The 25,064-nt window shown below is 65.5% G+C and carries 19 protein-coding genes; 7 read left to right on the top strand and 12 right to left on the bottom strand.

Annotation, left to right across the window (positions count from 1 at the left end):
- Positions 1-8: 8 nt before the first annotated feature.
- Positions 9-1,241, bottom strand: coding sequence for an ergothioneine biosynthesis protein EgtB (gene egtB / locus AC3IQ7_RS12665; protein WP_099402395.1), 1,233 nt, complete (start codon positions 1,239-1,241; stop codon positions 9-11).
- Positions 1,242-1,248: 7 nt separating this feature from the next.
- Positions 1,249-2,241: an L-histidine N(alpha)-methyltransferase gene (gene egtD, locus AC3IQ7_RS12660; RefSeq protein WP_489209900.1), complete on the bottom strand. Its 993-nt coding sequence runs from the start codon at positions 2,239-2,241 to the stop codon at positions 1,249-1,251.
- 323 nt (positions 2,242-2,564) lie between these two features.
- On the opposite strand from egtD, the gene AC3IQ7_RS12655 reads away from it, so the two are divergent.
- The 3 genes from AC3IQ7_RS12655 (at position 2,565) to AC3IQ7_RS12645 (ending at position 9,462) form a co-directional block, all read left to right on the top strand.
- Positions 2,565-3,257, top strand: coding sequence for an ABC transporter ATP-binding protein (locus tag AC3IQ7_RS12655; protein WP_099379591.1), 693 nt, complete (start codon positions 2,565-2,567; stop codon positions 3,255-3,257).
- Between the two features lie 180 nt (positions 3,258-3,437).
- A complete protein-coding gene (locus AC3IQ7_RS12650) occupies positions 3,438-3,725 on the top strand; it encodes a hypothetical protein (RefSeq protein ID WP_034786045.1) in 288 nt (95 codons plus the stop codon).
- 268 nt (positions 3,726-3,993) lie between these two features.
- The gene (locus AC3IQ7_RS12645; RefSeq protein ID WP_489209897.1) at positions 3,994-9,462 is read left to right on the top strand and encodes a CHAT domain-containing protein; all 5,469 of its coding nucleotides are present in this window, start codon (positions 3,994-3,996) and stop codon (positions 9,460-9,462) included.
- Here the strand turns inward: AC3IQ7_RS12645 and AC3IQ7_RS12640 are convergent.
- Positions 9,395-10,156: a GNAT family N-acetyltransferase gene (locus AC3IQ7_RS12640; protein WP_489209896.1), complete on the bottom strand. Its 762-nt coding sequence runs from the start codon at positions 10,154-10,156 to the stop codon at positions 9,395-9,397. The two genes, AC3IQ7_RS12645 and AC3IQ7_RS12640, sit on opposite strands and share 68 nt — an antisense overlap.
- A gap of 145 nt (positions 10,157-10,301) precedes the next feature.
- Between AC3IQ7_RS12640 and AC3IQ7_RS12635 the strand changes: the two genes are divergently transcribed.
- Positions 10,302-12,611, top strand: a complete 2,310-nt coding sequence (locus AC3IQ7_RS12635; protein ID WP_489209894.1) for an FdhF/YdeP family oxidoreductase — start codon at positions 10,302-10,304, stop codon at positions 12,609-12,611.
- Here AC3IQ7_RS12635 and fdhD read toward each other — a convergent pair.
- From fdhD to AC3IQ7_RS12615, 4 genes are all read right to left on the bottom strand, one after another.
- Complete coding sequence (gene fdhD / locus AC3IQ7_RS12630) at positions 12,601-13,428, bottom strand: formate dehydrogenase accessory sulfurtransferase FdhD (protein ID WP_489209892.1); 828 nt, start codon at positions 13,426-13,428, stop codon at positions 12,601-12,603. The genes AC3IQ7_RS12635 and fdhD overlap by 11 nt on opposite strands.
- 69 nt (positions 13,429-13,497) lie before the next feature.
- On the bottom strand, positions 13,498-14,211 hold the full coding sequence (locus AC3IQ7_RS12625) for a hypothetical protein (RefSeq protein ID WP_489209890.1): 714 nt from the start codon (positions 14,209-14,211) through the stop codon (positions 13,498-13,500).
- Between the two features lie 101 nt (positions 14,212-14,312).
- The gene (locus tag AC3IQ7_RS12620; RefSeq protein WP_099379596.1) at positions 14,313-15,770 is read right to left on the bottom strand and encodes a Ppx/GppA phosphatase family protein; all 1,458 of its coding nucleotides are present in this window, start codon (positions 15,768-15,770) and stop codon (positions 14,313-14,315) included.
- 303 nt (positions 15,771-16,073) lie between these two features.
- Positions 16,074-17,156, bottom strand: a complete 1,083-nt coding sequence (locus AC3IQ7_RS12615; RefSeq protein ID WP_099379597.1) for a calcium:cation antiporter — start codon at positions 17,154-17,156, stop codon at positions 16,074-16,076.
- A gap of 283 nt (positions 17,157-17,439) precedes the next feature.
- Here AC3IQ7_RS12615 and AC3IQ7_RS12610 point away from each other — a divergent pair, with 283 nt between their 5' ends.
- Positions 17,440-17,781 (top strand): hypothetical protein, encoded by a 342-nt coding sequence (locus AC3IQ7_RS12610; RefSeq protein ID WP_322428514.1) that lies wholly within the window; start codon positions 17,440-17,442, stop codon positions 17,779-17,781.
- Between the two features lie 6 nt (positions 17,782-17,787).
- On the opposite strand, the gene AC3IQ7_RS12605 is transcribed toward AC3IQ7_RS12610, so the two are convergent.
- Together AC3IQ7_RS12605 and AC3IQ7_RS12600 are read right to left on the bottom strand one after the other, a co-directional pair.
- Positions 17,788-18,939 (bottom strand): GGDEF domain-containing protein, encoded by a 1,152-nt coding sequence (locus AC3IQ7_RS12605; RefSeq protein WP_322428515.1) that lies wholly within the window; start codon positions 18,937-18,939, stop codon positions 17,788-17,790.
- Positions 18,940-18,976: 37 nt separating this feature from the next.
- Positions 18,977-19,252: a hypothetical protein gene (locus AC3IQ7_RS12600; protein WP_099379688.1), complete on the bottom strand. Its 276-nt coding sequence runs from the start codon at positions 19,250-19,252 to the stop codon at positions 18,977-18,979.
- Positions 19,253-19,417: 165 nt separating this feature from the next.
- Here AC3IQ7_RS12600 and AC3IQ7_RS12595 point away from each other — a divergent pair, with 165 nt between their 5' ends.
- Together AC3IQ7_RS12595 and AC3IQ7_RS12590 are read left to right on the top strand one after the other, a co-directional pair.
- The gene (locus tag AC3IQ7_RS12595; protein WP_489209886.1) at positions 19,418-20,188 is read left to right on the top strand and encodes a spermine/spermidine synthase domain-containing protein; all 771 of its coding nucleotides are present in this window, start codon (positions 19,418-19,420) and stop codon (positions 20,186-20,188) included.
- 154 nt (positions 20,189-20,342) lie between these two features.
- Positions 20,343-23,222 (top strand): bifunctional diguanylate cyclase/phosphodiesterase, encoded by a 2,880-nt coding sequence (locus tag AC3IQ7_RS12590; RefSeq protein WP_489209884.1) that lies wholly within the window; start codon positions 20,343-20,345, stop codon positions 23,220-23,222.
- Here the strand turns inward: AC3IQ7_RS12590 and AC3IQ7_RS12585 are convergent.
- The 3 genes from AC3IQ7_RS12585 to trhA form a co-directional block, all read right to left on the bottom strand.
- The gene (locus AC3IQ7_RS12585; RefSeq protein ID WP_489209882.1) at positions 23,212-23,460 is read right to left on the bottom strand and encodes a hypothetical protein; all 249 of its coding nucleotides are present in this window, start codon (positions 23,458-23,460) and stop codon (positions 23,212-23,214) included. The genes AC3IQ7_RS12590 and AC3IQ7_RS12585 overlap by 11 nt on opposite strands.
- An 8-nt stretch (positions 23,461-23,468) precedes the next feature.
- A complete protein-coding gene (locus tag AC3IQ7_RS12580; protein ID WP_035817724.1) occupies positions 23,469-24,350 on the bottom strand; it encodes a LysR family transcriptional regulator in 882 nt (293 codons plus the stop codon).
- 69 nt (positions 24,351-24,419) lie between these two features.
- Complete coding sequence (gene trhA, locus AC3IQ7_RS12575) at positions 24,420-25,037, bottom strand: PAQR family membrane homeostasis protein TrhA (protein ID WP_099379604.1); 618 nt, start codon at positions 25,035-25,037, stop codon at positions 24,420-24,422.
- Between the last annotated feature and the right edge of the window lie 27 nt (positions 25,038-25,064).

Below are 25,064 nucleotides of genomic sequence, written 5' to 3'. Positions count from 1 at the left end.
ATTCTTGCTTATTCCACCTGGCGCGCCAGGCGGATGCCGGAAAATTGCCAGCGCGCACCAGCCGGGAAGAAATTGCGGTAGCTGGCGCGCGCATGGCCGGCCGGCGTGGCGCACGACGAGCCGCGCAACACATACTGATTCAGCATGAACTTGCCGTTGTATTCGCCGAGCGCCCCGGGCGCCGTACGGTAACCGGGATACGGCGCGTAGCTGCTGCTGGTCCATTGCCAGCAGTGGCCGAACATTTGCAGCAAGCCTGCACCCGGCGCGCCGGCGGCCGGATGCAGCTGGCCCGTTTCCACCGCGACGCCTTGCGCCGCCACTTCCCACTCCGCTTCCGTCGGCAGGCGCGCGCCAGCCCAGTGCGCATAGGCATCCGCCTCGAACAGGGACAAATGCGTGGCCGGCGCATGCGGGTCGAGCGGACGCAAGCCAAATAAGGTGAATTCCTGCCAGTGGCCGGCGTCATCGCGCTGCCAGTACAGCGGACATGCCAGTTGCTGCGTACGCACCCAGTCCCAGCCTTCGGCCAGCCACAAATGCGCCGTGCGGTAGCCGCCCGCCTCGATGAAGGCGAGATATTCGCCATTCGTCACCAGCGCGCTGGCCAGTTCGAACGGCGCCACGTATTGCGGATGGCGCGGCAGTTCATTATCAAAACAAAAACCATCGCCCGCATGGCCGATCTGCGCCAGGCCACCGTCAAAGGCGAGCCAGGCCGTGGGCTGCGCAGCTTGCGGTGCTGGCGGAGCGGCGTTGTCAAGATAAGCGGGAAACAGGGCGCTCTGCGCCAGCAGGTGCTTGACATCCGTCAACAGCAACTCCTGGTGCTGCTGCTCGTGTTCGAGGCCCAGCGCCAGCAGCATGGTCAGCCGTTCGCGCTCGTCGCGCGCCAGTTCGCCCGCCAGCAGGCGCGCGATGCGCGCATCGACGTTGGCCCGATAGGCGCGCACGACATCCATGCCGGGTCGCGTCAGCAAACCCCGCTGCGCACGCGGGTGCTTTTCACCCACGCCGTTGTAATAGGAATTGAACAGCACGCGGAAGGCGGGATGGAACGGCGCGAACGCCGCTTCCATGCTTTCCAGAATAAACGTTTCGAAAAACCAGGTGGTATGCGCGAGATGCCATTTCACGGGACTGGCATCCGGCATCGATTGGGCGCCGCAATCCTCGTTGGACAGGGGTTCGGCCAGCCGCAGCGAATGCTGGCGCACTTGATGGTAATGATCGATCAGCATCTGTTTCTTAATCCCTGATAACCCGCGCGTAAATGACGGCAAACCACTGCTGCGGGTCTGTCCAGACTTGCACGGTGGAAAAACCCGCCTGCTCCAGCAAGCCGACGAAGGTGGCGCGTGTGTATTTGTAGCTGTCTTCCGTATGGATGCGCTCGCCTTTCGCGAAGCGCCGATGACCACCTTTCCAGTGAACAATTTGTTCACTGCGCGCTTCCAGGTGCATTTCGACGCGGCGCTCCTCGGCGTTGAAAAAGCCGTGGTGCTGCCAGGCGCGCACGTCGAAGTCGGCGCCGATCAGGCCGTTCACGTGGCGCAGCATGTTCAGGTTGAAGGCCGCCGTCACGCCCAAGGCGTCGTCGTACGCCGCGTCGAGGATGGCATCATCCTTGATCAGGTCGACGCCGATCAGCAGGCCGCCATCGCCGTCCGCATTCGCACGCAGACGGCGCAGAAAGCTGGTCGCTTGCTCAGGCGCAAAATTGCCGATCGACGAGCCTGGATAGAAGAACAATCGCCGCGCGTCGCGCACGCTGTCAGGCAAGTCCAGGCGGCTGGAGAAATCCAGGCCCAGGCCCGTCATTTCGATGTGCGGAAAGCGTTGCTGCAGCCGGCTCAGCGATTCGCTGAGGAAATCATAGGAAATATCCACGGCCACATATTGCGCCGGGTGCAGCAGGGGGAACAGGCTGGCGGCCTTGGCGCAATTGCCCGCGCCCAGGTCGATCAGGGTGCTGCCCGGCCCCACGGCATGGGCGATCTCGGCGCCGTGTCGGGCGAAGATGGCCGCTTCCGTGCGCGTCGGATAGTACTCGGACAAGGCGCAGATGGCTTCGAACAGTTTCGAACCGAGCGCGTCGTACAGGTACTTGGGCGAGGTCCATGCATCGCGCGCCAGCAGGCCGCTGCTGATCTCGGCTATCGTGGCAGGAGTGGCGCTGGCCGCGCTGGCGTGGCTGGCGGGACGGAAATCGGACTGCTGTTGCGCAAGTGGCATGGTCATGGGCTGGCGTCGTCAATGTTAGGTTCACGAAGGGCTTGCACGGTCAGCCACCGGGCGCGCCGCCCCTGCCATAGCGGTTTGCGCGCGCCTTGCCGATGACTTTTTCTCATCATAGCGGAATCCGCGCAAGCCAGCCGTGCGGCAGGTAACTTAAGGTCAAACTGGCAGTGTGCACACAAAATTGGTATTGCCAAGCAAAAAGCATAAGCCTGTCGTATACTACACATTGCCGGCCAAACAATCCGCGCCCCTTTTGCAATTCCCAGGCCCCCCTCTCCCCCGCGTGCCTCCCTTTACGATAGCCGTTATTAATCAAGATCACCATGCTCGAATTGCGCCATCTGTCGAAGTCCTATGCCCATGCCCGTCCCGTGCTGGCCAATATTTCCTGCCGCTTCAAGGCCGGGGAATTCATCGCCATCATGGGCGACTCGGGTGTGGGCAAGTCGACACTGCTGAATCTGATCGCCGGCCTCGATACGCCCGACGCGGGTGCCGAAGCGCACCCTATCCTGGTGGACGGCATTGCCATGTCCAGCCTCGATGACGCCGCCGCCACCCGGCTGCGTCGCGCCCGCATGGGCTTTATTTTCCAGGCCTTCCACGTCTTGCCGCACCTGACCCTGCTGCAAAACGTGGCCCTGCCGCTGCTGCTCAACGGACTGCCCCAGGAGCGTGCCACCAGCATGCTCGAGGCGGTCGGCCTGGGCGGACGCGGCGGCGACTTTCCGCAGCAATTGTCCGGCGGCGAAATGCAGCGCGTGGCCATCGCCCGCGCACTCGTGCACAAGCCCGCGCTGGTGCTGGCCGACGAGCCTACCGGCAACCTCGACCCGGACACGGCGCACAGCATCCTGCAATTGCTGCGCGCCGAAATCAAGGCCAACGGCAGTTGCGCGATCATGGTCACGCATTCGCTGGCCGCCGCCGAAATGGCGGACCGGACCATGATCCTGACGAAAAGCGGATTACAAAATACAACAATCGTCAACCAAATTGATCAAACAATCAGTTAATTTAACTGACCATCTGTCACAAGTTTTGTTATCGTAGTATTATTTAAACACTTGCCTGGTTATCAATGTTGTAACGCAAATGGTGTACTACGTCACCCGGACAGCCGTACTGCGATGACGAACTATAGCCGGGACCGCGTAAAGTGGTCTCGTCCCTTGCATAACCTGAAGGAGGAGTAAATGAACGTTCGGCAAAAGAAGCTGGAAATGATTGAGGCGATGAACCGGGCGCGTGCGCTCGAACCATCGAGTTTTGTGCCCAACAAGCTGCTCGACACCCTGATCGAGAAGATGAACCTGAAAAATGATGCGGAGCTGTGCCGTGTACTGGAAGTGCAGCCTCCCATCATCAGCAAGATTCGTCACGGCAAACTGTCGGTCGGTGCAACGATTTTATTGCGCATGCATGAAAAATCGGACATCACCATCCGCGAACTGAAGGAACTGTCCGCCACGCCAGTCCATTGATATACCCGCTGTTGTAATGCCATGCCAGGCACCCAGGTCCCCGGCGCCATGAACTTTTGCCATACAATTCGCGCAGTTCGCTCACCGCACCGCATCCGGACATGATAGCGAAGAGACCCAGCCCAAACCATGCTGACCGTTTCTCTGCCTTCCCGCTCCCGCCCCCTCCCAGATTCTGCCCCTGCATTTCCACTCAAACTTGATCTGACACAACACGCATAGTCCGCGCAGGCATCAAGGTCAGCTTTTAACCAGCGATCCCAACCGCATGTCCAGCGATCCTCTTGCGCCGCCCGTGCTGCGCCTGACGCTCACGCGCGATCCCCTCGCCAAGGCCGGCGACTGCCCTGCCGCGCCCGGCTGGCATGCCGAAACCCACGTGCTGTCCGGCGCGCGCGGCATCGGCAGTTGCCGCATCGCCCTCGATATCGGCCCGGCCGACGTGGTGCAATTGCTGCTGTGCGATGGCAATTCCTTGCTGGCAGGCAGCCTGGACCTGCCACGCTACCTGGGGCCTGCCACATTGGCGCGCGATGGCGCGCCCGCCAGCATCGAAGTGGGGCTGGCCTTGCGCCCGCAGGCGGCGCGGCAGCCGCCCGGCGCCAGCCGCGACGGCCTGGGTGCCTGGATGCTGCGGGCCGTGCGCGTGTACCGCTGCGGTGCCGCCGCCATGACGGCGCTGGCGGCGGCGGGCGCCTTCCAGGACCGCCAGCTGGAACAGCGCCTGGGCCTGTACCGCTGCGGCATCGAGGCGGGCAGCATGACGGCCGTCCCCAGCCTGCCCGCCGGGCCGGAACCGGTGCTGCTGCTGTTGCACGGCACGGCCTCGTCGACCCAGCGCAGCTTTGCCGGCCTGTGGCGCAACGGCCTGGCGCCGCAACTGGCGGCGCAGTACGGCAACCGCATCTACGGCTATGAGCACCGCAGCCTCAGCGACAGCCCCATCGAGAATGCGCTGGCCCTCGTGCGCCAGTTGCCGCACGGCGCCGTGCTGCACCTGCTGAGCCATTCGCGCGGCGGCCTGGTGGGTGAATTGCTGGCGCGGGCGCAGCGCATCGACAGCCGCGGCGCCGTCGACCTGGCCGGCGACGGCCTGGAGCGGCTGAGCGAAAACACGGTGGGCGGCGAAGCGTTCAACAGCCACGATATCGAGCACTTCACGGCGCAGGCGCGGCTGGGCGGGCGCAGCGGCCACGACGCGGATGCGGCGCGCTTGCGCGCGCTCAGCGTAGAGCTGAAAACGCGCGCCATCCGCATCGCCCGCTTCGTGCGCGTGGCCTGCCCGGCGCGCGGCACCACCCTGATGTCGGGCCGGCTCGACCGCTGGGCCAGCGTGATGTTCAAGCTGCTGCTGCACGGCGGCGTACCCGACGGCGCCATGGCCTTCCTGCTGGCCGTGGTGCGGCAGCGCTGCGATGCGCGCATCCTGCCGGGCCTTGAAGCGATGATGCCCGACTCGCCCCTGGTGGCGCTGCTCAACGCGCCCGACGTGCGCGTGGCCAGCCCGCTGCATGTACTGGCCGGCGCGTGCAGCGGCGATGGCTTGCTGGGCTGGCTGGGCGACTGCCTCGACGACCAGCTGTACGGCGGCCAGAATGACCTGGTGGTCAATTGTGCCTCGATGGCCGGCGGCGCCACGCGCAGCACGCCGGTGCGGCAACTGCTGCTGCGCGGGCCGCACGCGCACCACCTGAACTACTTCGAGCGCGCGCCATCGAGCCAGGCCGCCGTGCAGGCACTCAGCGGCAACGAGACGGCCTACCAGCCGCTGCCCGGCATCGAGCAGGGCCCGCTGGCGCGCGGCGGCGAAGTACCGAAACGGCGCGCGCACGCGCCCATCGTGCTGCTGCTGCCCGACATCATGGGCAGCCACCTGCAAGTGGGCAGCAACCGCATCTGGTTCGACCCCGTCAACCTGGTCGAAGGGCGCATCGAACGCCTGGCCGTGGGCCAGCCGCACATTGTCAGCGCCGGCTGGGTCGAATCCTGCTATGAACCATTTGCCCGCTTCCTCGCGCAAAGCCAGGAAGTGCGGCCCTTTACCTATGACTGGCGTTTGTCGCTGCAGCACTCCAGCAGCGCCTTCCTGCCCGTGCTCGACGACGCCATGCGCGACGCGGAACAGCGTGGACAGCCGCTGCGCATCGTGGCCCACGGCATGGGCGGGCTGGTGGCGCGCCTGGCCCTGAAGGACCGCTGGCAGCGCTTCGGCACCCTGCCCGGCAGCCGCTTGCTGCAGGTAGGCACGGCCAACCGCGGCACGCAGGCGATGGTGCAAGTGCTGCTGGGACGCGACCGGCTGGTGCAGATGCTGGCAAGCTGGATAGGCTGGAAGCACACGCGGCGCCAGTTTCTCGGCTTCGTGCGCGCCTTTCCCGGCGTGCTGGACATGCTGCCATGGCCGCAGGCGGGCGGCATCGATTATTTCGACGCCGCCGCCTGGGCGCGGCTGGCCGCAGGCGATGTTCAAGCGGACCTGCCCGGCGGCTGGCAGGCGCCCGAAGCCCAGGCGCTGGCCGCGGCGCGCGCCACCGTGGCCCTGCTGGAAGCGGCCCCGCTCGACGCGCGCCATTGCAGCTACCTGGCCGGCTGCGCCGCCACGCCGGTGGCGCTGCGCCTGCGCGACGGCGGCATCGAGACGGCCTGGTCGCCGGACGGCGATGGCCGCACGGCCTGGCAAGGCGCGGTGCCGGACGGCGTGGCGGCCTGCTACCTGCCGGTGGCGCACGGCGACCTGCTGCTGCAAAAGGACTACTACCCGGCCATCGCGCAGCTGCTCGACAGCGGCCAGGCCGCCGCCCTGCCGCGCCACCCGCCGCACGCGCCCGGCGGCGTACCACCGCGCTTCCATCCGTATGCTCCCGACGCCACGCCGCTGTACCCGCAGCCGCAGGAATTGCTCGACGCGGCCCTCGGCGCCGCCGGCCCCGCCAGCGCGCCGGAGCGCCGCGCGCCGCAGCTGAGCCTATCCCTCATCCACGGCAGCATGGCCTCGGCCGACGCGCCCGTCATGAGCGGCTGCTACGCCTCCGAATCGCTGCGCGGCAGCATGAGCTTTCTCGACCGCCTGCTGGCCGGCAAGCTGCAGGAAATCCACGCGCTGGGGCGCTTTCCGCAGCGTCCCGACTCCGCCCTCGTGGTGCTGCAGCCCGACGCGGCGCGCCGGCCCGGCGGCGCCATCGTCATCGGCCTGGGCGCTCTGGGCGAGCTGACGCCGGGCGAACTGGCGCGCGCCTTTGCCGGCGGCCTGCTCGAATACGCGTGCGTCTGCCTGCAGGTGCGCGCCGCCGGCCATGTGGCCGCGCCGCCGATGGGCGAACACGGCTTGCGCGTGGCCAGCCTGCTGTCCGGTTCCGGCTATGGCGGCCTGAGCATCGCCCTGTGCGCGCGCGCCCTGATCGACGGCGCGCGCAGCGCCAACCGGCGCCTGGAAGACGCGGGCATGGCGTGCCGCATCGGCCACATCGCCATCTACGAACAGTCCGAGGCGCGCGCCATCGCCGCCGCCGTGGCCATCGAACAGATCATGGCCGAGGCGCGCTACCAGGGCAGCTTCACGTTCGAGCGGCGCATCCGCCACAGCCCCGGCGGCTACCGGCGCATCCTGCCCAGCCTGAGCGGCGACAACGGCTGGCGCCGCGTGCAGATCGTCGCAGCGGACCTTTCCGGCGCCTTGCGCTTCACCGTGCTGACGGACCGCGCGCACAACAGCGTCGACGAGGAGCCGAACCAGCGACAAGCCGTCGATGGCCTGATCATGGATGCCACCGACAACACCACCGACCAGCCGGGCCTGTCGCGCGCCCTGTACGAACTGATGCTGCCCAATGGCCTGAAGGCGGCCATCCCCGAGATGCGCGGCCTGATCCTGGCCGTCGACCAGAGCGCCGCCATCTATCCGTGGGAGCTGATGCGCGACGAGGCGGGCAGCGAGGAAAGTCCGTTGTCGACGCGCATCGGCATGGTGCGCCAGCTGGCCAGCCTGCGCGAACAGCCGCCCGCCGTCAGCCCGCCCAGCAACAGCGTGCTGGTGATCGGCGACACCGATTCCGGCCTGCCAGAGCTGCCCGCCGCGCAGGCCGAGGCGCAGGACGTGGCGCGCATGTTCGGCGCGTACGGCTACCAGGTACGCGAGCTGCTGCGCCCTCAGGCGCAGCGCGTGCTGGTACACCTGTTCGACGAACGCTATTTCGCCATCCACCTGGCCGGCCATGGCGAAGTGGCCGGCCCAGGCATCGCCCATACGGGCCTGGTGCTGGGACCGAAGACGCGGCTGACGGCGGCGCAGGTGGGTAAATTGAAGCGCGTGCCGCAATTCGTCTTCATCAATTGCTGCCACCTGGGCGACATGCGTCCGGACGCCATCGCACCGTGGTCGAAACTGGCCGCCAGCCTGGCCACGGCCTTCATTGAAATGGGCTCGCAGGCGGTGATCGCGGCCGGCTGGCGCATCGACGACCAGGCGGCCAGCATCTTCGCGCACAGCTTTTATCACGCCATGCTGAGCGGCGAATACTTCGGCGACGCCGTGCGCCTGGCGCGCGAAGCGGCCTACCTGCAGTTCCCCGCCTCGAACACCTGGGGCGCCTACCAGGCGTATGGCGACGACCGCTACCGCTTTCCGAATACCCAGAGCCGGCCCTGGCAAGCGCCCGACTATCACTACCACGGCCACTTGCTGGCCGACCTGGAAACCCTGCACGCGCGCCTGGCGGGCGCCGATCCTGCGCGCCGCGCGGCCATCGAGGAAAAGCTGGGCAGCATCGAGGAAGCCGTGCGCGCGCGCTTCTTCGGCTGCGCCGACATCCGCGAAAACATGGCCGCCGCGCGCGCCGGCCTCGGTGGCCTGGAAAACACCCTGCGCGCCATCGAACACTATCGGGCGGCGCACAGCGCGGCCGACGGCAAGGTGGGCTTGCGCGCGCTGGCGCACTGGGCGGAACTGGAGATACGCCAGGGCGCGGCCCTGTGCGGCCTCGATGCGGGCGCCGGCATCGCGGTGCCGGCCGTGCCCGACCCGGCGCAGGGACGCCAGTTGCTGCAGGATGGAAAACAGCATATCGACCTGCTGGTGGCGCTGGCACCCACGGCGCAGCGCCTGGCCCTGCTGGGGCGCTACTGGGCCTTGCAAGCGCGCCTGGCCTGCACCGAAGGAAGTTCGGGCGCGCCGGCACTGCGCGCCATGACGGACGCCTGCCTGGCCGCGCTGGACGAAGCGCGGCGGCGCAGCGGCGTGGCCGACTGCGACCTGATTTTCCAGGTGCTGGCGGGCGCCCTGCTGCTGAAAGCCCATGGCGACAGCGGCGCCTGGCGCGCGCTCGATCCGCAACTGGGCGATTTGCTGCACGACGCCATCGCCTATGCGCGCCAGCGCCACGCGGACGAACACCGCGCCATCGACGCCGGCGCCCCCGTGCGCGCCGCCCTGCTGGCGGCCCTGTGGCAGGTGCCGGACGGCCAGCCTTTCGACGCGCCCGCGCGCGCCGCCTTCCTGGCCCTGTACCACGACGCCGTGCGGCGCCACGGCAGCATCGGCGAACCCGAAACGATCACGGCGCCGCTGCGCTTCCTGCTCGAACTGCTGCCGCCCGACAGCGCGGACACCGGCTTGCGCAGCGCCGTGCAGGCACTGGCCAGCCAGCTGCAGGCCTCACTTCCCCGCGTCGGTCTTAGCCAGGCACCACCCCGTAATGGCGCGCATAGCGTTCGTCCAGATTCGCCAGCGGCATCATCATGAACATGTCGGCGCTTTCGAAATCAGGATCCCAGGCCGGTTCGCCGCAAATCCAGGCGCCCGAACGCAGATAGCCCTTGATCAGCGGCGGCACTTGCGGCTTGTGCGCCGCTTCCACCTGGTGGATGGGGAAAGGCAGGTGCGGCGTGACGCGGTATTCGCTTGGGGCCATGTGCTTTTCGGCCAGCGCCTGGTACACGGCGACGGCGTTATGGCCACCATCGGCCAGGCTGATGCTGGCGCAGCCGACCAGGTAGTCGCAGCGCTCGCGGCGCATGTACTCGGCCAGGCCCGACCACAGCAGCATGATCACGCTGCCGCCCCGGTATTTCGGGTGGATGCAGGCGCGGCCCGCTTCGACCATGCGTCCGCGCAGGTTCTTCAGGCGGCTCAGGTCGAACTCGTTTTCCGAATACAGGCGGCCGATCTTGGCCGCCTTGGCGGCGCTCAGCACGCGGTAGGTGCCCACCACTTTCAGGGTATCGGCATCGCGCACGATCAGGTGATCGCAGTGCGCATCGAATTCATCGCTGTCGAGGCCATCGGCGTTCGCCAGCGAGCTCAATCCCATGGTTTCGATAAACACCTTGTAACGCAAACGCTGGACTTCGCGCACTTCCGCCGCGGTAGTGGCCTGGCTCAGCACCAGTTGGACCGGCCGGGCCTTGGCTTCGTTTGATGCGACTATGTTCTGCATGGTTTCATCCCCTGTGATCAAGACGACTCCAGCGTACTTGTCTAATATGTCAGGAAAATGACAGCCGAATGTCATTTCCATGACGCAAGTCAATGTCATTCGGGGATCGTGCATAATTACCACACTCGCCCAGCCGAAAGAGCCAATGAAAGACCAGGACGCACCGCACATCACGCCCTATACCAAGCCTGCCGCCGGCTGGGATGCCTTGAAACACGTGGCCATCAGCCTGCGCCAGGAGCGCGTCGCGCCCGGGAATTTAAAGGCGCTGCTGGCGCAAAACCAGCCCGACGGTTTTGACTGTCCCGGCTGCGCCTGGCCCGACCGCAACCACGCTTCCACGTTTGCCTTTTGCGAAAACGGCGCCAAGGCCGTCGCCGCCGAAGCGACCAGCCGCCGCGCCGGCCCGGAGCTGTTTGCCAGCCATACCGTCACGCAGCTGCTGGAACAATCGGACTACGCGCTCGAGCAGCACGGCCGCCTGACCGAACCGATGGTGTACCATCCTGCCAGCGACCGCTATGTGCCAATCGCCTGGGACGACGCCTACGCCCTCGTGGGGCGCCACCTGCGCGCCCTGCCCGACCCGAACCAGGCCGCGTTCTATACGTCGGGCCGCGCCAGCAACGAAGCGGCCTTCTTGTACCAGCTGATGGCGCGCCTGTACGGCACCAATAACTTCCCCGACTGCTCCAACCTGTGCCACGAGGCGACCAGCCGCGGCTTGCCGGCCACCGTGGGCATCGGCAAGGGCACGGTGACCCTGGCCGACTTCGAACTGGCCGACACCATCCTCATCTTCGGCCAGAATCCCTCCACCAACCACCCGCGCATGCTGGGCGAATTGCGCGACTGCGCGCGCCGCGGCGGCAGCATCGTCTCCATCAATCCCCTGCGTGAACGGGGCTTGCAGCGCTTCATGGACCCGCAAAGCGCGCTGGAAATGGCCACCCTGGGCAGCACTCGCCTGGCCGGCCTTTTCGTGCAGCCCACCCTGGGCGGCGACTTCGCCCTGATCAAGGCCGTCGCCAAGAGGGTCGTCGAGCATGACGATGCGGCGCAAGCGGCCGGCGAACCCGCCGTCATCGACCACGCCTTCATCGCGGAACACTGCAGCGGCTTCGACGCCTTCCGCGACGACCTGCGCGCAGAGAATTGGCAACTGCTCGTGGCAGAATCGGGCGTGAATCGTGCGCAGATCGAGGCGCTGACGGACGTTTTTATTCATGGCCAGCGCATCATCGCCACCTGGGGCATGGGCCTGACGCAGCACAAGCACAGCGTGGCGGCCATCCGCATGCTGTCGAACCTGATGATGCTGCGCGGCCAGATCGGCAAGCCCGGCGCCGGCTTATGCCCCGTGCGCGGCCACTCCAACGTGCAGGGCGACCGCACGGTGGGCATCGAGGAAAAGCCCACCAGCGCCTTCCTCGACCGCCTGGGCCAGGTGTATGGTTTCGCGCCGCCGCGCACGCACGGCCACGACGTGGTGGCCAGCATCGAAGCCATGCAGCGCGGCGACGTCAAGGTCTTCATCGCGCTGGGCGGCAATTTCGCCGCCGCCACGCCGGACACGCCACTGACCTTTGCCGCGCTGCGCCAGTGCGCGCTGACGGTGCAGGTGGCCACCAAGCTCAATCGCAGCCACTTGGTCATCGGCAGGGAAGCCCTGCTGCTGCCCACCCTGGGCCGCACGGAGATCGACCTGCAGCACGGCGTAGCGCAGGGCGTGACGGTGGAAGACTCGATGAGCATGGTGCATATCTCGTACGGCCGCAATGCGCCCGCTTCGCCGCAGCTGCGCTCGGAAGTGGCCATCGCGGCCGGCATGGCCGAAGCGACCGTGGGGAGCAGCCTGGTGGACTGGCGCGCGTATGCGGCAGACTATGCGCGTATCCGCGACGATATCGAAAAGGTATTCGACGATTTTTACGACTACAACGCCAGGGTGGCGCAGCCGGGCGGCTTTCATCTGACGGTGGCTTCGCGCGAACGCGTGTGGAAGACGGCCAGCGGCAAGGCCAGCTTCCTGGTCGCCCCGCTGCCGCTGGACACGCCGCTGCACCGCGCTAGAGCGCGCCACGGCGAACGCCTGATGGTGTTAATGAGCACGCGCTCGCACGACCAGTACAACACCACCATCTACGGCATGGATGACCGCTACCGCGGCGTGTACGGCACGCGCAAGGTGGTCTTCGCCAACGCGGAAGATATCGCCATGCTGGGCTTTGCCGATGGCGAGCTGGTGGACCTGATCGGCGCCTGGGACGATGGCGTGACGCGCCGCGCCGATGGCTTCCGGCTGGTGGCATACGATATCCCGCGCGGCTGCCTGGGCGCGTACTACCCCGAGACGAACGCGCTGGTGCCGCTGGCCAGCACGGCCGACGGCGCCGGCACGCCGACGTCGAAATCCGTGCCCGTGCTGCTGCAACGCAGTGAAGTTAAAGCGTGATGCCTGGCGTGTAATCGACGTAGGCATCCTGGCGGCAAAAGCCCACCAGCTTCATGCCCGCCTGCGTGGCGATGGAAATGGCCAACGAACTGGGGGCGGAAATCGTCGCCAACAACGGAATCTGCATGCGCGCCGCCTTGCGCGCCAGCTCGTAGCTACCGCGGCTGGACAGGAAGACGAAGCCGCGCCGCATGTCGATGTCGTGCAGCGCAAGGTGGCCAATCAGTTTATCGAGACCGTTATGGCGGCCGACATCCTCGAACACGTGCACGATATCGCCGTCGGGCGTGCACCACGCAGCCGCGTGCACGCCGCCCGTTTCCCGCATCAGCGCCTGGTGTTCGCGCAGGCCTGCGGAGGCGCGCGCCAATGCGGCCGGCAGGTCGACGCGGATCAGGGACGGCGGCAGCGCTTGCGGCTGCAAGTCGAGCATGTCGATGCTGTCGATGCCGCACACGCCGCAGCCCGTGCGGCCCGTCAACTGGCGGCGCCGGTCCTTCAGGCGCACGAAATCTTCCTGGGCGATGCTCAACGCCACTTCGGCCGAATCAGCGCGCAGGAACACTTCGCAGTCAAAGATGGCGCCGGCGGAAGCGACCACGCCTTCCGTCAACGCGAAGCCATAGGCAAATGCCTCCAGGTCGCGCGGGGTGGCCATCATGACGACGTGGGAAATGCCATTGAAGACCAGCGCGACGGGGATTTCCTCGGCGACGTGGTCGATGGCTGGGGTAGAGACGCCCGCTTGGTGGCGGACGATGGCGCGCTCGACGAAGCCGGCGCGTTCGATATCTGTATCTTCTGACATGGCAACCATGGGGGAACTATCACAGGCCCCATGGTAAACCAGAACGGCCAGGCAGGGGTGCGGCCCCTGCCCGCGCCATCAATCCTTCTTCGGACGGCCCGTTTTCAGCTGCGGCAAGCCGGCCAGCACGTTTTGCAGGGTGGCCAGGTCGATCTGGCTGATCAGCGCCACGCCGATGCGCAGCAATTCGCTTTTCTTGATTTCGAAACCGGCCTTCAGGCAAGCTTTTTTCACCTGGCCCAGGACTTCGTATTCCGCTTCCGGCATGGTGAAGCTGTCGCGCACGAGTTTCGGCTTGCGGGCTTTTTCCTTGACGGCGGCGACCTTGGCGACCGGCGCTTTTTTCGCCGGCGCAGGCTTGGCAGCCGCTTTGGCCACCGGTTTCGCTGGCGGTTTCGCTGGCGGTTTCGCTGGCGGTTTCGCTACCGGTTTGACGGCGGCTTTCGCTGCAGGCTTGGCGGCGGGCTTCGCGGCAACCTTAGCCGCTGGCTTGGCAACGGCTTTGGCGACGACGGCCTTGGCCGCCGGCTTGGCGGCGGGCGCCTTGGCTGCGGCAGCTTTCGCTGCTATTGGTTTCGCTGCTACTGGTTTCGCCGCCACAGGCTTGGCGGCGACAGGCTTGACTGCGGCCGGTTTGGCGGCCACCGGCTTGGCCGCAGGCTTCACGGCTGGCTTGGCTGCAGGCTTGGCGGCTGGCGCGGCCTTGGCCGCTGCCGCATTGATCGAAGCGCTGGTGGGAAACATCGATACGGGTGCGCTGTCGGCTTTTTTCGCTGGGACGGTTTTGGTCATGGATTTTCCAATCTAGTAAATAATATAAACAATATATACTGTTTTTAAAAATATTGCTTGCTGCACATCAAGCCATGCGCACGGCATGGCGCAATGACCCACTATGCGCTGGCGCGGATGGTGAAATCGACCCCGACCTCATCCCAGAATTCCTGCTCCTTCTCGATCCAGAACGACACGGTGGGATGGTGCGCCACCCAGCCGCGCTTGATGTCGAGTTCAATGCGGTTCTTCATGCGCAGGCGCAGTTCGCTGAAATCGGCTTCGATGCGCGCATGCATGAGCAGGATCGACAGGCGCAAAGCCAGCACGGCCTTGGCAAAATCGGGATCGGACAGCACTTCGCCGATCTTGCGCAAGTTGCCCTTCTGCGCCAGGATCAGCCGGCTCATGGTCTTCTGTTCGCGCGTGGTAAAACCGGGCAAGTCGGCGTTTTCCACGATGTAGGAGGCATGCTTGTGGTAGCCCGTCTGCGACACGGCCAGGCCCACTTCGTGCAGCAGGCTGCTCCAGCGCAGGGATTTCACCAGGGCGTCGGAGGTGGGCTTGAGCTGCGCGTACATGGCCAGCGCCTGCTCGGCCACCCGGCCGGCGCGCTGCTGGTCGATATGGAATTTTTCCATGCAGCCCTGCACCGATTGTTCGCGGCGGTCACGCTTGGTCGAACGCAGGTACAAATCCCACATCACGCCCATGCGCAAGCCCGCTTCGATCGGCGTCATGGCGGGAATGGCCAGTTCGCGGAACAGGCCGATCAAAATGGCCAGGCCGCCGACGATGGTGCTGGCGCGGTCGGGGCGCAAGCCGGGCATGTCGATGCGGCTGGTGTGACCGAGTTCGATGAAGCGGCGCGCCAGCGCGTCGAGGCTGACGCTCGTGAGCAAGCCGTCACCGAGTTTGTTGCGGGCGATGATGTCGGCGATGGTGCGGATGGTGCCGGAAGAGCCGTAAGCCGTCTTCCAGTGCTGCGGGCGGTACGGCGGCGCGGCATCCTCGAAATGGCTGCGCGCCGACAGGATGGCCGCCTCGAACGACGGCGCGTCGATGCGCCCGCCGATGAAGAACGACAGGCTTTGCTTGACCGTGCCCAGGCTGAACGACTCGACGCGCTCGATATCGTTGCCGCGCCCCAGTATCAGTTCGGTCGAGCCGCCGCCGATATCCATCACCAGCCGGCGTTCGCCGGGAATGGCCAGCGCATTGGCCACGCCCATGTAGATCAAGCGTCCCTCTTCCTCGCCCGAGATGATCTCGATCGGATGGCCGATGGCTTGCTCGGCCAGCGGCAGGAAGACGGCGCCGTTGCGCGCCACGCGCATGGCCGATGTGGCCACCACGCGCACGGCATCGAGTTCAAAGCCGGCGAGGATGGCGCGAAAGCGCTGCAGGCAGGCCAGCGCGCCCTGCATGGCCGCTTCGGTCAGGTCGCCATTGGCGTCCAGGCCTGCGGCCAGGCGTATCGGGTCGCGCACGCTCTTGACCACGCGGATCGTGTCGCCATCATGCTTGCCGACGTGTAAACGAAAACTGTTGGACCCCAGGTCCACCGCTGCATACATACTGGCCTCTTGTCTTGTCATTACTGTGCCAACTGAAAAAGTTGGCAAACTCAGTTGCTAAACTATATAAATCATTTAAACGATTTAAAAATCCTACCACACTACCCCCATCGTATGACAGCGGCGTGACAGGATTGTGACAAAACGGCGAGCAACGGTAACGCTCAAGAACACCTGACAAAACCGTAGCGAGCGGAAGGAAGTTGTGGTTGAGACGCGCAACTGTACGAAGGTACGGGGACGCCGAGTCAGTGAGCATCGCAAACGATAAATTCCGACGCGCAGTAAGTTTTGACAGGTGTTCTACGGCACGATGGTGGTGAACAGATAGACAGCGAAAATCACCAGGTGCACCGTGCCCTGCATGACCGTGGTGCGGCCCGTGCCCAGCGACAGGGTGGCCACCATCAGCGACAGCAGCAACAGCACCGTCGACTTGATATCGAGACCCAGCGTGATCGTCAGGCCCGTGGCCAGCGACACCACCACCACGGCGGGTATCGTCAGCCCGATGCTGGCCAGCGCGGAGCCGAGCGCCAGGTTCAGGCTCGTTTGCAAACGGTTTGCGCGCGCGGCGCGCACGGCGGCCAGGCCCTCGGGCAGCAGCACGATGGCGGCGATGACGATGCCGACCAGGGTTTTCGGCGCACCCATGGCGGCAATCGCCGTCTCCAGCGCGGGCGCCAGCGACTTGGCCAGCAGCACCACGGCGCCCAGACACACCAGCAGCGCGCCGGCGCTGACCCAGGCGACGGTGGGCGTGGGCGGCGCCGCATGCACCTCTTCATCACCGACGGCTTCCTTGGGCAGGAAGTAATCGCGGTGGCGCACCGTCTGCACCAGCACGAAGGTGCCGTACAGGACGAGGGAAATGACGGCGATGAAGATCAGCTGGCTGGAATTGTAGAAGGGACCGGCTGCGCTCGAGGTGTAGTTCGGCAGCACCAGGGTCAGAACGGCGATGGCCGCCAGGGTGGCCAGCGACGCGCTCACGCCCAGCAGGCCGAAGGTCTGCTCCTTGTGGCGCCCGGCGCCCAGCAGCAGGCAGATGCCGACGATGCCGTTCAGGATGATCATGATGGCGGCAAACACGGTGTCGCGCGCCAGGCCCGTCGTTTCCGGCCCGCCGGCCAGCATCAGCGAGACGATGAGCGCCACCTCGATCAGGGTCACGGCCAGCGCCAGCACCAGCGTGCCATACGGTTCACCGATGCGGTGCGCCACCACTTCCGCGTGGTACACGGCGGCCAGCACGCTGCCGATCAGGCCCACCACCAGCAGGATCTGGTAGGCACCGCCGAGATTGAAGGTGGAACCGAACAGGAACAGCCAGCCGGCAATCGGCGCGGCAAGCGGCCATACAGGCAGGGATTTGAGCATTTTCATTATGGGCCTGGCAAGAGTAAAAAAGGGGAACTGCGGTGCGGACGGCTCAGGGCAGCCTGGCGTGCGCTCGATAGCATAACTTGCTTAGCTTAAATGAAAGTTAGGGTATGCACACGTTCGGGAACTGGTGCCCCGCGTTCCAGCGCCTTGCTGCAGTGCACCTGCTTGCTACCAGTAACTATAGTCCCTTTGGTAACATGCCGTTGCAATTTTCTTGTGTTTTTGCTTCCGGCTGGCGTCATAATGCAGAGCCAGCCCTCGCGGCACCGACCAAGGACAGACCATGATTTCCAAAAACAGCGCCGCCATGCGCACGTTCTTCTTCTTCGCGGGCAGCGTATTTTGCGCCGTCGCACACGCGGACGCACCGCCGGTGCGCGCAGCGCAGGTGGACGCGAACTGGGCCACCGCGCCCGCGCCTGCCGCGGAGGCGCGCTGGCAAGACAGCCTGCCGCCCGCGCCACCCGTGGAAGCACGCGAAGAAAAGATCCTGCCCAAAAGCGAATGGCTCACTGTCGAACCGATGAAGGCGCCTGACCGGCGCTGCGATCCCGGCCTCGATGCCTTGTTCCTGCCCAAGGAGTGCGGCAAGGAGCCCAGCTGGTTGGGCTCGCGCAAGAAATAAGCCGATTTAAATATCGAGGGTGCTGACACCCTGCGCTTCCACGACCCTGTTGCGGCCAGCCTGCTTGGCCGCCTGCAGCGCCTCGTCGGCCCGCTTGAACAGGCTGACGGTGCTGTCTTCGGCTCGGATGGTGGTCACGCCCAGGCTGGCCGTCAGTTGCAACACGGCGCGCTCCGTCTTGACGGGCAGCACCTCCACGGCGGCGCGGATGCGCTCGGCCACCATCAGCGCATCGTCCAGGGTCGTGCGCGGCAGTTGAATGGCGAATTCGGCGCCACCGAGGCGACCCATCAGATCGCTGTCGCGCAGTTGCTGGCGGCACGTGTCGACGATGGTTTTCAGCACCGCATCACCCACCGGATGGCCATAGCTGTCGTTGACTCTTTTGAAGTGGTCGATATTGAGCACCACCAGCGCCGTCGGCAAGCCGGGCCGGCGCGCCAACGCCATCCACGGCGCCAGCGCCTGATAAAATCCGCGCCGGTTCGGCACGCCCGTGGCCGCGTCGAGCACTTCCAGGCGCGCCAGCTCGCCGCCCAGCTTTTCGCGCGACAGCAGCAAATAGCCGAAGGCGTTCGTCAGCATCATCAGGTACAGGGCGCCAAAGCCGGCCAGCTGCAGCAGTTCCGCGTCAAAATCGGGGATCGTGGCGGCCAGCACGCCGCGCGCGGCGATCAGCAAGGACAGCAGGCCCATGCTGACGACGAGGAAACGGCGCAGCATGCTCGCCTCGCGCCATTTCAGGCACAGCGCGGCCACACCGGCGAGGAAGAAGCCGGCCACGATCAGCGAACCGCCGGCGCTGCGCAGCAGCGGCGCCACGTCGAACAGATAACAGGCGGCAAACAGCCCCACCGACACACCCAGCGCCGGCAAGACATAGCGGCGCCAGCCGCTGCGCCCGGCCGCCTGCCACAGCGCGCCCGCATCGAGCGCCATGCCGGCAAACAGCAGGCTGTTGCCCAGCAAGATGGAGAGGGAATCTGGCAGCACGCCGCGGAAATACAGCAGGCACCAGGCCACGGCCTGGCATTGCTTGGCCACCGCCCAGGTGGACATGCTGAGCGACTTCTTGCGCTCGTACTCGAAGAAGAACAGGGCCGCGCACAGGCTCAGGTTGCCGAGTGCCAGGGCCAGTACCAGGGTCTTGATATCCATGGGCTACGCCATCGCCGCGCAAGCGCGGCAGGCCAGGTCAGATTTCGTGTTCGACATTGGTGCTGCCGTCGCCGATCTTGCTGGCCCAGGCCTGCACGAAATACTGCTTTTCCACCTCGTTGGGCGCCTCGTGCCAGAACACGATGAGGGTGCCCTTGTGGTCGTGGATTTGCGCCACTTTTTCAATGAAGCCGAAGTTAGCGGCTACGTCGGCCAGCGCCGCTGCGTAACCGTACACGCGCGTCAACCGCTCGATGCGGTCGGGCTCCGTAAAACTGTTCGTCGCCGTAATGATGGGGTGATCCAAAAACATGCTTGTCTCCATGGTGCCCGACTGCGCAGCCGTGCCGCCACGCGCCGTATGCATATACATATACGCATGCTCGGCGCGGATTAATCGGGTATGCTCACGGGAGCTTATCAGATTTCTCTGAATGCAACAAAGCATCTCCCCCAGTCCACTCAGCGAAGTCGTCCCATGCCGGAAAACAGAAGCACCACCCCACTTGCCCCGCAGGTGCATACCTGTGGCGACCGGCGCCGCCTGGAATTCCAACCCGGCATGATCCAGAGCGAAATGCTGCTGTCGCGCCCCGACCATCTGCTGCTGCGCTATGCGCGTGCCATGATGTGCTTTACCCTGTTCGTGCCGCGCCCGCGGCACATCCTGATGGTCGGCCTGGGCGGCGGTTCGTTGCTGAAATTCTGCTACCGCCACCTGCCCGGGACGCGCATCACGGTGCTGGAACTGCGCGCCGACGTGATCGCCCTGCGCGAGCAATTCATGCTGCCCCCCGACGATGCGCGCCTGCGCATCATCGAGACGGACGCCGTCAGCTATATCCGCCAGCATCCGGGCTGCGCCGACGTGCTGCTGCTCGATGGCTACGACGAAACGGGTTTGCCGCCGGCACTGGGCAGCGCGCGCTTCTATGCAGACTGCCTGCGCGCCCTGCTGCCCGGCGGCGTGCTGGTGGCCAACCTGTTCAGTTATGACGAGCACTATCCCGCCATGCTGGCGCGCCTGATGCTGACCTTTCGTGGCGCCGTCTGCCACTTCGACGGCATCGCCGGCAATAACCGCATCGTCTTCGCCGCCAAGCCCGAACAAGGCGCCGACGGCCGCGCCGTGCGCGTGGTGCGCCTGGTGCGCTGGCGCCGGATATGCGGCCTGGCGTTCCTGAACCGCTGGCTGCCGGCATGGCAGTTGTGGCGTGTGCGCCGCCGGTCAGGCAGCGACAACGACTGAAAGTCGTCTTCCCCGGTCATAGATATTGTTGCTTATTAGCAGTGTTTTGGTGCAAAATCAGCATGATGGATGTGGTTTATGACAAACTACGGCCTGCGTGGGGCCGGCAGGCGCCGCCGAACCCATGTGTCCATGAAGTGAGATAGGAAAAACCATGCTGCGTGGCCGCCTGCCATTGTCGATTTCCGCCGCGGCCGCGCTGACCTTTGCCTGCGGCGTCAGCGTGACGGCCGTGCTGTTTGCCGCCATCAGCCAGCTCGAATACGACAAGATGAGCCTGAGCCTGCAGCAACGCGCCGGCGCCAGGGTGGCCGCCATCGAGCAGGGGCTCGACGATGCGGTCGAGGTGCTGACGACAACCAACCAGCTGTTTGCCGCCGTCGTGCCCGTCACGCGCGAACAATTCCACGATTTCACCACGCCGCTGCTGCAGCGCCACCCGTTCATCCAGGCCTTCAATTTCCACCGCATCGTGCCGCATGCGCAGCGCGCCGCCTTCGAGACCGAACTGCGGCGCATCGTGCCCGGCTACACCATGACGGAAATGCGCGATGGCGTCGTCGTGCCCGCCACGACGCGCACCAGCTACCTGGTGGTCGATTACCTCGAACCCCTGCAGGGCAACCGCCCCGCCTTTGGCCTGAACGTCAGCCCGAGCGGCGTGCTGGCGCGCGCGCTGGAACAGGCGATCATCAGCGGCCAGACCACCGCCACCGGCCTGCTGGCCCTGGCGCAAGGGCCGCAACGGGGCTTCGTCATCGTGCGTCCCGTCTACCGCCACGGCGTGCCCCTGCAAACGATACCGCAGCGGCGCGCGGCGCTGATCGGCGATACGGCCGTCATCGTGCGCGCGGGGGAACTGGTGCAGAAAATCCTCGCCGGCGCCGACCTGTTGGGCGACTCGCAGCTTGAACTCAGTGTCTACGCCGACGCCGGCGCCGATCCGCGCCAATTGATCTTCCGCCATGGACAGGCGCCTGCCGACGAACCGGGCGGCGCCTGGGAGTCGCTGCCCCGCTGGCTGCACTTTGCCTACCATAACCATTATGACCGGGCCTTCACTTCCGCCGGCCGGCCCTGGCACGTGCGCGTGGTGGCCCATCCGCGTCCCTTCCTGGCCGACCACCTGGGCTCATTGTTTACACTGATCACGGGCTTGCTGTTCAGCGCACTGACGGCCGCCTTCGTGCAGTCGCTGACGCAGCGCTCGCGCCGCGTGCAGCTGCTGGTGGAGCAGCGCACGGCCGACCTCAAGCGCAGCAATGAGCTGCTCAGCGCCGACGTGCGGGCGCGCCAGCGTACGGAGCGCGCCTTGCAGGAAAGCGAAAAGCGCTTCCGCCGCCTGCTGGCCCTGTCCTCGGACTGGTACTGGGAACAGGACGCCCACTTCTGCTTCACGCACATCACCAGCGGTTTCACGGACAAGTCGAACATGCCGCTGGAACGCTTCATCGGCATGACGCGCTGGGACAATAACGCGGAGATGCGCAATTCGCGCTGGGGCAAGCAGCATATCGCCAACCTGGAAGCGCACCTGCCCTTTTCCAACCTCGAATATGCGATGCAGGACCGCGATGGCCAGCTGCGCTGGTTCAGCATCAATGGCGAACCGCTGTTCAACGAACTCGGTGAATTTCGCGGCTACCGGGGCACGGGATCCGAAATCACGGAGCGCAAGCTGGCCGAGCAGCAAATCCAGCACATCGCCCACCACGACGTGCTGACGGGCTTGCCCAACCGCGCGCTGCTGCGCGACCGCCTGGCGCAGGCGATGGCCCTGTCGCGCCGCAAGAACCGCGCATTGTGGGTGCTGTTGATCGACCTCGACCGTTTCAAGTTCGTCAACGACAGCCTCGGACACAAGGCCGGCGACCTGCTGCTGAAAACCATCGCCACGCGCCTGCAGGCCAGCCTACGCGAAAGCGACACGGTGGCGCGCCTGTCCGGCGATGAATTCGTCGCCATCCTGTGCGAGCAGGCGGACGAAGTGCTCAGCGGCGCCATCGTGCAGCGCGTGATGGATGCCGTGGCCCAGCCCGTGCTATTGGACGGCAAGGAATTTTTCGTCACCTGCAGCATCGGCGTGGCCGTGTATGACATGTCGCGCTACGACGCCCCTGGCGACGTGACCCTGAATGGCGAGACGCAGAACCTGATCGAACAGGCCGACATCGCCATGTACTGCGCCAAGAAACAGGGCCGCAACAACATCAAGTTCTACACGACGGCCATGAACCAGGCCACCCTGGAGCGCCTGCGCATCGAGACGGCGCTGCGCAACGCGCTGGAACGCGAGCAGTTCGTGCTGCATTACCAGCCGCAGGTGGACCTGGCCAGCGGACGCATCGTCGGCGTGGAAGCGCTGCTGCGCTGGCAGCATCCGGATCTGGGCATGGTGGCGCCGCAGCGCTTCATCGCGCTGGCCGAAGATACGGGGCTGATCGTGCCGATCGGCGCCTGGGTCATGCGCGAAGCGTGCGCGCAGGTGAAGCGCTGGCATGCGGCGGGACTCGACACCTTGCGCCTTGCCGTGAACCTGTCGGCGCGCCAGTTCAACGAGCCGAACCTGGTCGCGTCGATTGCCGACGTGCTGCTGGAAACGGGCCTGCCGCCCGCCTGCCTGGAACTGGAACTGACGGAAAGCCTGTTCATGCACGACGTGGCGCTGGCCGTCAGCCAGCTGCACGACATGAAGGCGCTGGGGGTGCAGCTGTCGATCGACGACTTCGGCACCGGCTATTCCAGCTTTGCCTACCTGCGCACCTTTCCCATCGACGTGCTGAAGATCGACCGCAGCTTCGTCGGCGACGTGGCGCGCGACGCGGACGATGCGGCCATCGTCGTCTCCATCATCGCCCTGGCGCACAATCTGAAGCTGCGCGTGGTGGCCGAAGGCGTCGAAACGGCGGAGCAACTCGATTACCTGCGCCGCCATGGCTGCGACGAAGCGCAAGGCTATTACTTCAGCCGGCCGCTGCCCGCGCACGAGGTGGAAGCCCTGCTGCGGGCGGAAGAAACACCCGTCATGCTGTAGCCGGCGGCGGCACCCTGGCGCCCAATTGCAGCTCCTGCCAGTCGGACTCGATGCCCGCCTGCGCCAAAAACGACGCCACATCTGATGCGCGGGCCGGATCGATATCCTGTTGCGGATGCGCCCACAACAGATCGCACTCCGAGCAAACGATCACCTGTTGCTCCGTTTTGCGGATGGTCGCATGCAGCAGGTCGCCATATTCGCCGCAGGTGGGGCACTCCATGCTCTTCTCCGTCATGCCCGGCCTTACAGCTTCTGTTGCAGGAATTCGAGGAAGCAGCTGATGCGCTGCGCCAGCTGCGTGTTGCGGTAATACACGGCGTGGATCTGCTGCCGGTAGCCCGTATAGAACGGCTGCAGCACCTGCACCAGCCGGCCGGCCGCGATGTCGTCCTTCGTCATGAAGTCGGACAGGCAGACGATGCCCTGGTCGTGCAGGGCAAGCTGGCGCAGGGTTTCGCCGCTGGACGCGGCCAGCGCGGGCACGATCTGCAGGCTGTTGCCCGCTTCGTGGCGCAGCGGCCAGTTATTCCCCAGTTCATATTGCGCAAAGCCCAGCAGCGCATGGCCGGACAGCGCTTCCGGCGTGGCGGGTTCGCCGTGGCGCGCCAGATAGGCGGGCGTGGCCAGCACGTGCAGCGGACTGGCACTGAGGGGGCGCGCATGCAGGGTCGAGTCGACCAGGGCGCCGATGCGGATGGCGATATCGGTGCGGTGCTCGAGCAGGTCGGCGATCTGGTCGTTGCTGGTCAACTCCAGGCGGATGTCAGGGTACATGGCGCGAAATTCCGCCACGTGGGGCACCACGCAATGCAGCATGAAGGGCGAGGCGGCATCGACGGACAGGCGTCCGGCCGGCTTCTGGCGGCGGATGCGGATCGACTCTTCCACGTCTTCCATCGACGCGAGGATGGCGCGCGCCTTGTCCAAAAATAGCTGCCCTTCTTCCGTCAGCTCCATGCGACGCGTGGTGCGCGTCAAGAGCGAGGTGGCCAGCTTGTCTTCCAGGCGCGACAGGGCGCGGCTGACGCCCGAGGTGGTTTGTCCCAGGTGCACGGCGGCCGCGCTCAGGGTGCCGCTGTCGATGACGGTGACGAAGATTTTCAGGTCGTCCGAATTGATATCCATTGTTGCCCAATTTTCACATATCGCGCCATTATAATGGAATCATGGCAACAGTGAAGGCAGCAGGCAACGTCAGGCAACGTAGAACAAAATGGCGATAAAATGGCAGCTACTGCCGGCCAGCACGAACAGGTGCCAGATGCCGTGGCCATGACGCAGCTTGTGGTCGGTGGCATAGAAAGCGATGCCGCCCGTGTAGCACAGGCCGCCTGCCACCAGCCACAGGAAGCCGTTCCACTCGAGCGCCGCCAGCAGCGGCTTGATGCCGATGACGATCAGCCAGCCCATGGCCACGTAAATCACCAGCGACAGGATGCGCGCGCCTTTCGCGTACACATATTCCTGCACGATGCCAAGCAGCGCCAGGCCCCAGACAACGCCGAACAGCGACCAGCCCCACGGCCCGCGCAGTGTCACCAGCATGAATGGCGTGTAGGTCCCCGCGATGAGCAGGTAGATGGCGCAGTGATCGAGCCGCTGCAGCACGGCCTTGGCCTTGCCGCGCACGCTGTGGTACAGGGTGGAAGTGAGGTAGAGCGTGAGCAGCATGGCCGCATACACGCTGCAGCTGACGATTTTCCAGGCGTCGCCCGTGCGGGCCGCGACAACGATCAGGATGACGCCGCCGATGGCCGCCAGCGCGGCGCCCACCGTATGGGAAATGCTGTTGAAGCGTTCACCGTGGTACATGGCTTAATACCGCTTTGCCAAGACACA

Source organism: Janthinobacterium sp. GL_088, from assembly GCF_057837845.1.
The sequence above is the reverse complement of the archived record's forward strand: the minus strand, read 5'-3'. Positions and strand labels throughout refer to the sequence as shown.